This is a genomic window from Kitasatospora sp. DSM 101779, assembly GCF_025655475.1.
Taxonomy (GTDB): domain Bacteria; phylum Actinomycetota; class Actinomycetes; order Streptomycetales; family Streptomycetaceae; genus Kitasatospora.
In genome coordinates this window covers 5,617,126-5,629,661 of record NZ_JAHTIK010000001.1, presented here as the reverse complement: position 1 = coordinate 5,629,661, position 12,536 = coordinate 5,617,126, and the positions used below count along the sequence as shown (strand labels likewise).

At 71.2% G+C, this 12,536-nt stretch carries 11 protein-coding genes; 4 read left to right on the top strand and 7 right to left on the bottom strand.

All coding sequences use genetic code 11. The features are described from left to right. Nucleotides 1-54 precede the first annotated feature (54 nt). From KSNIM_RS25605 to KSNIM_RS25580, 6 genes are all read right to left on the bottom strand, one after another. Nucleotides 55-909, bottom strand: a complete 855-nt coding sequence (locus KSNIM_RS25605; protein WP_263105479.1) for a DUF4097 domain-containing protein — start codon at nt 907-909, stop codon at nt 55-57. Nucleotide 910: 1 nt separating this feature from the next. Next, a complete protein-coding gene (locus KSNIM_RS25600) occupies nt 911-1,555 on the bottom strand; it encodes a response regulator (protein ID WP_263105478.1) in 645 nt (214 codons plus the stop codon). Further along, complete coding sequence (locus KSNIM_RS25595; RefSeq protein ID WP_263105477.1) at nt 1,543-2,769, bottom strand: sensor histidine kinase; 1,227 nt, start codon at nt 2,767-2,769, stop codon at nt 1,543-1,545. Before KSNIM_RS25595 ends, KSNIM_RS25600 begins: the two co-directional genes overlap by 13 nt. A 72-nt stretch (nt 2,770-2,841) precedes the next feature. Then, entirely contained in the window at nt 2,842-3,111 is a 270-nt protein-coding gene (locus KSNIM_RS25590; RefSeq protein ID WP_263105476.1) for a hypothetical protein, read from the bottom strand. 378 nt (nt 3,112-3,489) lie between these two features. After that, nucleotides 3,490-3,633: a hypothetical protein gene (locus tag KSNIM_RS25585; protein ID WP_263105475.1), complete on the bottom strand. Its 144-nt coding sequence runs from the start codon at nt 3,631-3,633 to the stop codon at nt 3,490-3,492. Nucleotides 3,634-4,089: 456 nt separating this feature from the next. Further along, complete coding sequence (locus tag KSNIM_RS25580) at nt 4,090-4,950, bottom strand: helix-turn-helix transcriptional regulator (protein ID WP_263105474.1); 861 nt, start codon at nt 4,948-4,950, stop codon at nt 4,090-4,092. A 339-nt stretch (nt 4,951-5,289) separates the two neighbouring features. On the opposite strand from KSNIM_RS25580, the gene KSNIM_RS25575 reads away from it, so the two are divergent. From KSNIM_RS25575 to KSNIM_RS25565, 3 genes are all read left to right on the top strand, one after another. Next, nucleotides 5,290-6,729: an MFS transporter gene (locus KSNIM_RS25575; RefSeq protein WP_263105473.1), complete on the top strand. Its 1,440-nt coding sequence runs from the start codon at nt 5,290-5,292 to the stop codon at nt 6,727-6,729. An 85-nt stretch (nt 6,730-6,814) separates the two neighbouring features. Further along, nucleotides 6,815-7,393: an NADAR family protein gene (locus KSNIM_RS25570; protein WP_263105472.1), complete on the top strand. Its 579-nt coding sequence runs from the start codon at nt 6,815-6,817 to the stop codon at nt 7,391-7,393. A 1,426-nt stretch (nt 7,394-8,819) separates the two neighbouring features. Continuing rightward, complete coding sequence (locus KSNIM_RS25565; RefSeq protein WP_263105471.1) at nt 8,820-9,515, top strand: hypothetical protein; 696 nt, start codon at nt 8,820-8,822, stop codon at nt 9,513-9,515. A gap of 336 nt (nt 9,516-9,851) precedes the next feature. Here the strand turns inward: KSNIM_RS25565 and KSNIM_RS25560 are convergent, their stop codons facing one another. Next, the gene (locus KSNIM_RS25560; protein ID WP_263105470.1) at nt 9,852-11,234 is read right to left on the bottom strand and encodes a glycine--tRNA ligase; all 1,383 of its coding nucleotides are present in this window, start codon (nt 11,232-11,234) and stop codon (nt 9,852-9,854) included. A 329-nt stretch (nt 11,235-11,563) separates the two neighbouring features. On the opposite strand from KSNIM_RS25560, the gene KSNIM_RS25555 reads away from it, so the two are divergent. Further along, the gene (locus tag KSNIM_RS25555; RefSeq protein WP_263105469.1) at nt 11,564-12,535 is read left to right on the top strand and encodes a metal ABC transporter substrate-binding protein; all 972 of its coding nucleotides are present in this window, start codon (nt 11,564-11,566) and stop codon (nt 12,533-12,535) included. The last annotated feature ends 1 nt before the right edge of the window (nt 12,536 follow it).

Below are 12,536 nucleotides of genomic sequence, written 5' to 3'. Positions count from 1 at the left end.
GGTGGGTTCCGGTGGGGCTGCCTCCGGGTGGGTCGGGCTGGGGTGTGGGTGGTGTCAGGTGGTGGACTTCGCCACGCTGATCTGGCCGGCGCTGGTGGCTATGTCGATGTGGTGGGTGGAGGTGTCGGATCGCAGGCCGGGGTTGATGTCGACTGCGCCTGAGGTCGTGCGGTGGTCGATGTGGTAGCCGGAGGGGTCGGCCGGGAGTTCGAGGCCGACCTGGCCAGAGGTAGCGGTGACCGTGACGTCTTCCGGTGGGCGGGCGAACACGAGGAGGAGTTGCCCGGAGGTCAGGACGGCTCGGATGCGGCTGGAGGCCAGAGCCTCGCCGGTGATCTGTCCCGAGGTGGCCTTCGCCCAGACCGGGCCGCTCACCGCATCGAGCCGGATCGCCCCCGAGGTCGTCTCGACCCGGATTTCGCCGGACACCCCGCGGGCGGTGAAGCCCCCGGACGTGGCCCGTGCGTGCACCGGCACCCCGGCCGGAATGCGGATGGCCAGCAGGAGTCCACACCCGAAGGGGTCGGTGTCCAGCGGCCCGACGACGGTGCCGCAGCGCACGGATATTCGGAGAGTCCCGTCGTGCAGGCTCTGGTCGACCAAGGGCGGCCGGAGTGCCCAGTCGGCCGTTTGGTCCACGGTGACGCGGTCCGGGGCGCCGGCCTCGACCCGGACCTGGGCACCCGCAGCATTGAGCTCCACCGCACTGACCGGCTCGAGGAAGGTCCGGGTGGTCGTGGTCGTCCGGTACCCCATGGTGCCCCAGGCCATTCCAGCCCCGGCGAGAACGGTGAGGGTCAGCACGATGATCGCGACGGCGCGCCAGGCTCTGCGCTCGCGTTCGCTGCCTGCCGCATCGGCCCGGACACGGTGGGAACCGGCATGGTCCGTGACGGGGCTGGCCGCCACCTCAACCCACCTCGAGGAAGCGGAGGACTGCGAGCACCCTGCGGTGGTCGGCATCCGTCTGCGGTAGGTCGAGCTTCATCAGGATGGCGTTGATGTGCTTCGCCACGGCGCTGTCGCTCACCACCAGCGAGGCGGCGATGCCGGCGTTCGACCTGCCTTCTGCCATGAGTGCGAGCACGTCTCGCTCGCGCGGAGTCAGCTTGCGCAGAGGATCGCGATCCTTGCGGACGAGAAGTTGTGCGACCACCTCGGGGTCGAGTGCCGTACCGCCGTCGGCCACGCGTTGAAGCGCTTCCAGGAAGTCGTCGACGTTGGCGACGCGCTGTTTGAGCAGGTAGCCCACGCCGCTCGTGTTCGCCGAGAGCAGGTCGGCGGCGTAGCGCTCCTCCACATATTGGGAGAGCAGCAGGACGGCAATGCCGGGCCACTGCCGGCGGATCATCAGTGCGGCCTTGACGCCCTCGTCCGCGAAGTCCGGTGGCATCCGCACATCGATGATCACGATGTCTGGTTTGTGCTCCTCTACTGCGGCCAGCAGGGACTCCGCGTCGCCGACCGCGGCCGGGATCTCGTAGCCGACGGATTCCAGCACCTTGATGAGACCGACCCGTAGGAGAACGGAGTCTTCAGCAGTCACAGCTCGCACGGAAGCTCCACAGTGAGAGTGGTGGGGCCCCCGAGGGGGCTGATGACAGTGAGCGTGCCGTCGACCGAGGCCGCTCGTTTCCGCAGGCCCGTCAGGCCGCTTCCTCGGGAAGGATCAGCTCCGCCGATGCCGTCGTCTCCGACGACTATGCGGAGCCGGTCGCCGACTCGGCGGACGGAGAGCTCGACCCGGGATGCCCGTGCGTGCTTGGCCGCGTTGGTCAGCGCCTCCGACACCGTGAAGTAGGCGACTGCCTCGACCGCGGGTGCCACGCGTCCCTGGAGGTCGACGTTCATGCGGACCGGAACCGGGCTCCGGGCGGCAATGCCGGACAGTGCCGCATCCAATCCGCGGTCCTCCAGGACGACCGGGTGCAGGCCGCGGACAAGGTCCCGCAGTTCCTCGATGGCTGCCTGGGCCTCCTCGTGCGCCTCGGCGATGACCTGCATGGCCTCCGGGGGGATGTCGGTCAGTGTCCGACGGGCGAGCCCGAGGTTCATGGCGAGGGAGACCAGGCGTTGCTGGGCACCGTCGTGGAGATCCCGCTCGATCCGGCGTCGCTCAGCATCTGCCGCGTCCACCACCCCGGCCCGGCTGACCGCGAGCCGCTCCACCCGTTCTTCCAGCACCTCGGCCCGGTTGCGGCCGAGGAGCGTGCGGGCGGTCCGTTCGTCAGTGCGGGCGATCCAGGCGAACGCCCATGGTGCGAAGAAGAGCAGAGCCGCACCTGCAGCAGTGATCCATCCGCCATCGGTCGTCCACCCGGCCCCAGGACGGAGCGGTCCGTCGGGTGGCATCGCCCAGATCCAGGCGAAGAGCGTTGCCATGACGAGACCGGCACCCCAGACCGCCATGACGAGGAGGCCGGCGGTTGCGAACAGCGGCGCGACGAACCCGTGGTACAGCGTCTGGCGCCATGTCATCCCGGCCCGCAGCCGCCTCGCCCACCCCGCGTCGGGCGGCAGTCGGCTCGGCACGTCCACATCGCGCAGGACACGGAGACGACTTCGCTGAGCTGTCGTCAGCAGGTCGGAACAGAAGGGGAGCAGAAGCAGGAGAACGAGGGCAGACTTGGCGTCGAGGAGGACGAGGAGGGTCGGCAGGCCCAGGGGGACGCCCGCCGCCACGAACAGGACGTCCCTCCTGGCAGCCGCCGCCCAGGGAGCGCGCCGAAGAAGGGGCACGAGAGGGCTGCGGAGCTCGGAATCGGACATGGCGGAAAGAGTAGTTGGCGCGCGATCGGCTCCACCATGAACTGCTCTTCACTGTTGATGGTGTAGCTGGCTTCACCATGAATAGTGAAGGGTGCGCCAACGACAGGCGCAGCCGCAGGCCGCGAATGTTGTCGGCATGACGAACAACGTGACGAACAACGTGACGAGCAGCCCGACCAGCAGCCCGACCAGCAGCCCGACCAACAACGCACCGAACCACATGGCCAGCTGCACGGCAGACCGCACGGCGGACAATTGGCCTGACAACACGGCCGACAACACGCGGTACGGCCCGGCGACTTCGGCGGTGCGCGACGCGGACGGCACCGCACTGGGCGTCACAACGGGGTCGCGGCCGGCTGGGACCGACGTGCACGGGTTCCTGGCGGACGCACCCGGGGAGCCCGGCCGTGGTCGCGACCGCGTGTCACCGCGGCGGAGCCGGGTCCCCCCGCCCACCGTCCGCCGGTCCCTGGCCTTACCGATACTGGGGCCCTGGTCGGTCCGGGGCTCCGCCGGACCGGGGCGCCGAGCCACGCTGGAGGTCTACGAGCACGGCGAGTTGATCGACGTGCTGGTGACGTCGTCCTTGGCGGACGGCGTTCTCCGGGGCGCACGGCGACGGCCGGGAGACGGCCATCCCGGCGCCTTCGCCTGGGGGCGGTTGTGCCCGGAGGGGTCACCTCCCGCGGTGGTCTTCACGCGTGGCCGGCGGGCCAGTCAGCGGGTTCCCGGCGGGGTGACCACCGTGTTGGGCGCGTTCTGGCTGGCCTGGTGCGCCGCACCCGCGACGGGTGTCCTGGTGAGCGGGTCGGGCTGCCCACCGATCAGGTTGCGGGCGGGGGTTGCCGCGTGAGCCACCATCGACTGCTCGTCGTCTGCGGGATCGTTCTGATCCCTTGGGCTGCGGCCCTGGCTTCCGCGCGCCTCGGGGGCTGGGCCCTGCTCGACGCGGCCGAAGCGGCCGCTCTGCTCGCAGCAGGCCTACGACCGGGCAACCGCGGTACGGCCTCGCGCTCGGCCGCGTGCCTCGCAGGGCTGCTGCTCGGCCTGGACGCCCTGCTCGATGTCTCGACTGCCGCCATCGGTCCCGAGCTGGCGGCTGCACTCACCATGGCCCTTGCTGCCGAGTTGCCGCTCGCACTGCTGTGCCTTCTGCTCGCGGCCGACCGTACGGCCTTCGGGGACGCAAGCGGCCGTACCCGTCGGACACCCTCCGGTCTGCGCCTCGCGATCGGCGTCTCGATGCCACGATGGCCGGGCTTGCCGATCCGCCGAGGCGCACTGCCGGTTCCTCCGCCGTTCCCCGCATCGCCCCACTCAGGAACGGGCCGAAAGAGCCTCCAGCCTGCCCCGCGTCTCCTCGTCCTGCGGCGTGTAGGCGACAAGCCTCGGGCCGGGCCGCGGGCCGAGCCAGAGATTCGTGTACTCGAAGCGCATCAGGCCGACGTCGGGCACCAGGAAGCGCTTCAGACCGTTGCCGAGGCCGGCGACCTCGTGCTGCTGCCACATCTCCTCGAACTCCGGCGAGGCCTTGCGCAACCGGTTCAACAGTGTCTTCCATGCCGGCTCGGCCCCGTGATCGGCCATGGCGGTACGGAACTTGGCCACCATGGCAGGGCGTGCCTCCTCGATGTCGACGAGGCTGCGCTGGAACTCGGAGCCGGTGAAGGCCAGCCACATCAGGTTGCGGTCCTCGAACGGGAGGGCGTCGAGGTCGCCCGCAATCCAGGTGTAGGCGCGGTTGTAGGCGAGCACGTCGTAGCGGCTGTTCAGCACGGCAGCCGGCATCGGCTCCAGTTGGGCGAGGAGCATCCGCGCAGCCGGTGTGACGGTGGCGCATTCGACGATCGGCGCGGGATCCTCGGCGCCGGCCAGCACGAAGAGGTGGGCGCGCTCCGTTGGGTCGAGCATCAGCGCCCGGGCCACCGACTGCAGCACCTGGGCGGAGACCTGGATGTCCCGTCCCTGCTCCAGCCAGGTGTACCAGGTGACTCCCACCGTGGCGAGGTGCGCCACCTCCTCACGGCGGAGGCCCGGTGTACGGCGGCGCCCCGTCTCCGGCAGGCCCACCTGCTCCGGCGAGATGCGCTCACGGCGGCTGCGGAGGAAGGCCGCCAGTTCCTGCCGCCGGGCGGCAGCCGGAGCGAGTTCGGCCTCGGCGCCGCCCGCCGCGGTCACCGCCGGCGCCGTCTTCGTCGGCCCGGTCCGCCGGCCCCGCGCTGTACGGTCGGCCGGCCCAGGAGCGGTGCTACGCGATGCGGCACCCGCGCCGGCCCCACGTCCGGCGGCCGGGCGTCCGGCAGCCGCGGTCCCGCCGGCCCTGGCTCCGTCGACCCCGGCTTGGGCAGCAGTGGCGGTGCCGGGCCCCTGGGCGGTTGCCGTCGATCGGCCTGTGGAGGCAATGCTTGTAGCCATGGGTACCAGGATGCTCCTCCACACATCCTGTTGCCAGGTAGTCGTTATACCTGGATAAACCCTGTCTGGTACCAGGGTGTCGTCAGGCGGATTGTAGGTGCCGTGACTCAGCAACTGACGCTTCCACGGACCACCTCCCCCGCCGGTCGTGCCACCGATGCCCCCACCCTGGGCGTCGCAGGCCTCGTCACCGTCCTGCTCGGCGCGTTTCTGCCGATGCTCGACTTCTTCATCGTCAACGTCGCCCTGCCCACCATCGACCACGACCTCGCTGCGGGCCCTGCGGTTCTGGAGCTGGTCGCCGCCGGCTACGGCATCGCCTTCGCGGTGCTGCTGGTCCTGGGCGGCCGACTCGGTGACGCGTTCGGCCGGCGTCGCCTGTTCGTCGCCGGTGCAGCACTGTTCGCCTTGACGTCCCTGGCCTGCGGCCTGGCGCCGACGGCCTGGACGCTGGTGGCGGCGCGCGTGGCGCAGGGGGCGTCCGCGGCGCTGCTGCTCCCCCAGGTCCTGGCGACCATCACGGCCGCCAGCAGCGGAGCCCAGCGCGCCCGGGCCCTCGGGATCTACGGCGCGGTCGGCGGCATCTCCGTCGTGATCGGACAGGTCCTCGGCGGCATGATGGTCGCGGCGGACCTGTTCGGAAGCGGCTGGCGCGCCGTGTTCCTGCTCAACGTCCCGTTCGCCCTGCTGACGGCCGTCCTCGCCGTCCCGTACGTCCCGGAGACCCGGGCGAGCCGGGCCGCGGGCGTGGACGTGCCCGGCACGGTGCTGCTGACCGGCACGCTGCTCTCCCTCTTCGTCCCGCTGATGGAGGGTCGGGCCGTCGGCTGGCCGCTGTGGACATGGCTGCTGCTCGGTCTGTTCCCGCTGCTCGCCGCCGCCTTCCTGACCGTGGAGCGCAGGGCGGAGCGGATGGGGCGGACACCTCTGGTGCCGCTGTCGCTGCTGCGCATACCCGAGATGCGACGCGGGCTCGGCATCGCACTGCCGTACTTCACCGGCTTCGGCGGCTTCATGTTCGTGGTGGCGATCCTGCTCCAGCACGGTCTCCGGCTCGGTCCGGTCGCCGCCGGCTGGGCGCTGGTGCCGATGGCCGCGGGGTACTTCACGGCCTCCCTCTCCGGTCCACGCCTGGTGGGCCGGTTCGGCAGCCGCGTCATCACGGGCGGCGCCGTGATCCAGGGGATCGGACTGGCCACGCTGCTGGCTACTGTGCTGGCGGACTGGACTCACTTCTCGCCGCTCCGGATGCTCCCCGGTGTCGCCCTGGCGGGCATCGGGCAAGGCCTGGTGGGTACTCCGCTGTTCCGCGTCGTACTGTCCAAGGTCCCTGCCGAGCGGGCGGGTGTCGGCAGCGGCGTGCTGGCGACCACCCAGCAGTCCAGCCTCGCCCTCGGTGTCGCCACACTCGGCACGCTCTTCCTCGCGGTGTCACCCACCATGGGCTTCGCGCACGCACTGGCACTGGTGCTCGCCATCCAGTTCGGCGGCTCGGTGATCATCGCCGCACTCAGCATGCGGCTCCCGCGCTCGGTCGCCTGACCTGCGCGGGCGGCGGAAACGGTGGTGTTCCAAGGGTGCGGAAAACCGGAAGCAGAGTGTCGGCCGCGGGTGGGAGCATGGCGTCATGACGACCACGGAACCCACCACGCCGGCCGACACCCGCACCCGCGAGCAGCTGGTCACCCTGGTCGCGGCGGGCGCCCAGCCCAAGTACCTGCTCTTCTGGGGCCACCGGCCGGAGCCCGACGGCCGGATCGGTCCGGGGTCGCTCAGCCAGTGGTGGCCCGGGGAGTTCACGGTGGACGGTGTCACCTACCGCTCCGCCGAGCACTGGATGATGGCCGGCAAGGCCCGTCTGTTCCAGGACGAGCAGACGCTTACGCGCATTCTGGCCGCGCCCACCCCGGGAGAGGCCAAGAAGCTGGGCCGGCTGGTCCGGGGCTTCGACGAACAGCGGTGGGTCGCCGAACGGTTCGAGCTCGTGGTCGCCGGCAATGTGGCCAAGTTCGGGCAGGACGAGGCTCTGCGGAACTACCTGTTGGGTACCTCGCAGCGCGTACTGGTGGAGGCCAGCCCGCTCGACCGGCTCTGGGGCATCGGCCTGGCGGCGGACAACGAACGGGCAGCCCGGCCGCACGAGTGGCGCGGCCTCAACCTGCTCGGTTTCGCACTGATGGAGGCACGGGCCCGGCTCACCGCCTGACGCCGTCCCCGATCGGGATCCCCCGTCCGTTCCCGGGTGCTGCCTTCGTCGGCAACCCGCACAGCGCAAACGATGACGCCGGAACGGACCAAGACCGGTCGGACCAAGACCGGTCGGGCCGGGTCCGGTCGGGCCGGGTCCGGCCGCCGTGCCAGGCCGCACCGCACCGCGCCGTGCCGTGCCGGACGACCGGTGGATGCGTCGAGGTCTGCGCCCCCGCACTGCGCCAATTCTTCCGACAACTTCAACCCCCGCCACCTGCAACGTCATTCGCCGAAAATCGGCGGACTCACGCCTGTAACACCGACGCCGTATGGCTTGGTGAGGATGGCCCGAGGCAGGGCCAGGGGGCCGGCTGGGCGGCACCGAGGCTGAGAGGCTGGTCGGACGAGGGATGACAGTGCAGGAGCTGGGGCCCACGGCAGCGGACATCCACATGCTGCGGACTGAGTTGGACGAACTGCTCCGGGCTAGGCAGTACGCGGCGCAGAGGGAGCGACGGCTCGCCGAGGCGGTGCAGGCGGCGAGCCAACCGGACCGGGCGCACGGCTACGCCCAACCGCAACAACAGCCGGACCCGGAACTCCTACGGCGCCTGGCCGAGGCCCAGTCCCTCCGGGAAGGACTGGGCACCCGCTGCCTCGAACTGAGCGAACGGCTCCTGGCGCTGGAGGACCTTGTCCGGCAGAACGGCGGTGTGCCCCAGCGCGGTTACCGTGAGCCGTACGCCCAGGGCGGCACCGGGCAGCAAGACGCGGTTCCGCGCCAGCAAACGGCGGGAAGCCGTCCCTCCCCCACCGGCACCGGTGATCACCACAACACAGGTTCCCCGCAGACCGGTTCACGGCCACCGATGCCCACCGCAGGGCCCCCGACACCGGCACCACCCGCCCCGCCGGCTCACGCAGCTCCACCGGCTCACGAGCCCCCGCCCCGCGCAACTGCGCCGGCTCACGCGACTCCGCTGCCTCACGCAACCGCGCCAACAGCCGGGGCTGCGGCCGAACCGGCAACCGCACCGAGGCCCGCGAAGCGCAAGCGTCCCACCGGGGCCCGCTTCGGCGGTGCGTTCCTGGACGAGTCTGAGCCGGTCCAGTTGTCCGCGTCCGAGTATGCGGCGGCCGAGGCCGAAGGAGTGGCTCCGCCGTCCGCACCCGTGGCGACACCTGTCCGCGGGGCCCGCTTCGGCGGTGTCCGAGGTGCCGCCCCCGACGCCACCGGGCATCGGCCCGCACCCGCCGCCAACGAACCAGCCGCATCGGCTGCATCGGCTGCATCGGCTGCATCGGCTGTGCCGGCTCCGCCGTCCGCGCCCACTCCCCGACCCCGCAGTGCCGGGGAGCTGGATTCGCTCGCCACTCGTATCGGCGAGCTGCACGGCCGCGGTTCGGCGCACGAGTCGGCGGCCGTCGTGGCGCAGGCCGCAGTGACCCTCGGACCGCAGGACGTGGCCCGCCTCGCGGGTCTGCTGCGGGCCCGGGGACCCTACGGAGCGGCGGGCTACCTCGTCCGCGCGACCGCGCACGGCTCGCCGGACCAGGCGGCGGGCACCCTGGCCGAGCTCCGCCGGGTGGGGCTGGCGGACGAGGCGAACGAACTGTTCCACGCCCTCTGGGGCGTGCCGGGCTCGGCACTGCCGGCGCTGCTCGCGGCGTTGGAGCGGGCAGGACAGGCCGCCGACGGACAGACCCTGCTGTGGGAGTGGGCCTCGGCCCCGCCCTCCGAACTGGCCTCCCTGGCCTGCGGTTTGGCCTCGGTCGGGCGCAGCGGCGACGTCCGGCATCTGCTGCGGCAGGTCGCGGGGCGGCCGATCGCCGATCTGATCGCCACTGTCGAGCAGTTGGCCCTCCCCGGCGGTGCGACGGCGACGCAGGACGGGGGAGCCGGCCCGGCCGCCCTGCAGCTGGCCGCCCTGCTGGTGCGTGAGACGGCAGGACTGCGCTCGCCGGGCGACCTCGCCGAACTGGGGAGCGCACTGCTTCCGCACCGCGAGCTGTACCAGGCACTGCTCGGCGCGGTAGCCGTGCTGGAGGAGAGCCGTGCGCGCGGCGCGCTGGCCGCCCTCCGTTCGGCCGGGCTGCCGACCGCGCCATCCTCGACCCGTACCCGCGGCCGCCGTTGACGCCCCCGACGCAGGCTTCCCGCGACCCGGGCGGACCCGACCCTGACGTACTCGACCCGGACGTACCCGGAACAGACCCCGCCGCCCTGACACCGCCGCCCCGACACCGCCGCCCCGACACCGCCGCCCCGACGCCGTCGACGCTGGCGCCGCTGACACACCCGCGGCCGAACAGGCAGCCCCGTCCACGAACCACGGGAGACGATTCGGCCCCCTTGCCGCAGGGTTCTGCGGCAAGGGGGCCGAATCGAAGGATCGGGAAGGCCGACTCAGGTCACCGGACCGGTTCCGAGATACCGAGGTACCAGGAACCCGAAAGTACCGGGAGGACCGAGGTCAGCAGCCCATCAGGCGGGCGGCCAGGTAGGACTTCACCTGGTCGAGGGAGACGCGCTCCTGGGCCATGGTGTCGCGCTCGCGCACGGTCACCGCGTTGTCCTCGAGGGTGTCGAAGTCGACGGTGACGCAGAACGGCGTGCCGATCTCGTCCTGGCGGCGGTAGCGCTTGCCGATGGCGCCGGCGTCGTCGAAGTCGACGTTCCATGCGGTGCGCAGGTCGGCGGCGAGGCCGCGGGCCTTCGGCGAGAGGTCGGCGTTGCGGGAGAGCGGGAGCACCGCGACCTTGACGGGGGCGAGGCGCGGGTCGAGCCGCATGCCGACGCGCTTCTCCATCTGGCCCTTGGCGTTCGGGGCCTCGTCCTCGAAGTACGCGTCGATCAGGAAGGCGAGCATGGCGCGGTTGAGGCCGGCTGCCGGCTCGATGACGTACGGGAAGTAGCGCTCGCCGGACTCCTGGTCGAAGTACTTGAGGTCCTGGCCGGAGTGCTCGCTGTGCACGGCGAGGTCGTAGTCCGTGCGGTTGGCGATGCCCTCGAGCTCGGAGAACTCGGTGCCGCCGAAGTTGAAGCGGTACTCGATGTCGACCGTGCGCTTGGCGTAGTGGGAGAGCTTCTCCTTCGGGTGCTCGAAGAAGCGCATGTTCTCCTCGCGCAGGCCGAGGTCGCGGTACCAGTTCCAGCGCTGCTCGAGCCAGTACTCGTGCCACTTCTCGTCCTCGCCCGGCTTGACGAAGAATTCCATCTCCATCTGCTCGAACTCGCGGGTGCGGAAGATGAAGTTGCCGGGCGTGATCTCGTTGCGGAAGCTCTTGCCGACCTGGGCGATGCCGAACGGCGGCTTCTTGCGCGAGGTGGTCTGGACGGCCTTGAAGTTGGTGAAGATGCCCTGCGCGGTCTCCGGGCGGAGGTACGCGAGGCCGGAGCCGTCCTCGACCGGGCCGAGGTGCGTCTTCAGCATGCCCGAGAACTCCTTGGGCTCCGTGAAGGCGCCCTTGTTCCCGCAGTTCGGGCAGTTGATGTCCGCGAGGCCGTTGGCCGGCAGCTTGCCGTGCTTGGCCTCGTACGCCTCTTCGAGGTGGTCCGCGCGGAAGCGCTTGTGACAGGAGAGGCACTCGGTGAGCGGGTCGTTGAAGGTGGCGACGTGGCCGGAGGCCTCCCAGACCTCCCTGGCGAGGATCACCGAGGAGTCGATGCCGACGACGTCCTCACGAGCGGTGACCATCGTCCGCCACCACAGGCGCTTGATGTTCTCCTTGAGCTCGACGCCCAGCGGACCGTAGTCCCAGGCGGCGCGGGTACCGCCGTAGATCTCGCTGCAGGGGTAGACGAAGCCACGGCGCTTGCTCAGGCTGACGATCGTGTCGATCTTGTCGGCGGCCACAGTGCTCTCTTCAGTACGACGGCACGGTCTGGGCGCGGCTGGTTGCGCGCACCCGAATACCTCAGGTTACCGGGCTCGGGGGTGGTGCAGTCACATCAGTATCGGCCGCACCGGATGTTCCCTCGGCGTTACCGCGGCCCCGCGGAGCCCGTCGCACCCCCCTCCGACGGGCACGGCGCCGGTTCATCCGTCCACCCGTGGCGGCTCTCCACACCTGCGCAGGTCGGCGGCCACTCCCCCGGCCCACGCCGGCCCACCCGCACGGCGGCGGCCGCTCACCCAATCGGGTGAGTTGACAATCATTTCCACATAAGATGAGAATGGTTGTCATGACGCTCCCTCGACCCACCGGCGGCAACCGCCGCCCCGCCAAGGCCGTCGCCGTCGCTGCCACCGCCCTCGCCGCCGCACTCGCGCTGACGGCCTGCGGCGGCACCAGCAGTGCGCAGGACGCCGGCGGCAGGCTGACGGTGGTCGCGTCCTTCTACCCGATGGAGTTCCTCGCCTCGCAGATCGGCGGCGAGCACGTGAAGGTGACCGATCTGACGGCCGTCGGCGTGGAGCCGCACGACCTCGAGCTCACCGCCAAGCAGGTCGGCGCCGTCCAGAAGGCCGGCGCCGTGCTCTACCTGAAGGGGCTGCAGCCGACGGTCGACAAGGCGGTCGCCCAGTCCCACTCCCAGCACATCGTCGACGCCACGGCCTCCTCCCCCCTGGTCGACCACCACCTCGACGAGGGCGGCGAGGAGGCCGACGGCCACGGCCACGAGCACGGCGGCCCGGCCGGCGACCCGCACATCTGGCTCGACCCGACCCGGTACGCGGCGGTCGCCAAGGCGGTCGGCGCGGAGTTCGCCGAGGCCGACCCGGCGCACGCCGCCGACTACGAGAAGAACACCGCCGACCTGGTCACCCGACTCACCGCGCTGGACAAGGAGTTCCAGGACGGCCTGAGGGATTCGAAGACGAAGGCCTTCGTCACCAGCCACGCCGCCTTCGGCTACCTCGCCGACCACTACGGCCTGGAGCAGATCGCGATCAACGGGGTCGACCCGGAGGCCGAGCCCAGCCCGGCCCGGCTCGCCACGATCCAGCGGGCGGCCCGCGAGCACGGCGTCACCACCATCTTCTTCGAGAGCCTGGTGAGCCCCGCGCTCGCCACCAGCGTCGCCAAGGACCTGAAGCTGCAGACCGCCGTGCTGGACCCCATCGAGGGCATCAAGGGCGGCAAGGGCGACTACTTCTCCGTGATGCGGCAGAACCTGACCAACCTCCGGGCGGCGCTCGGCGCCACCAGCTGAC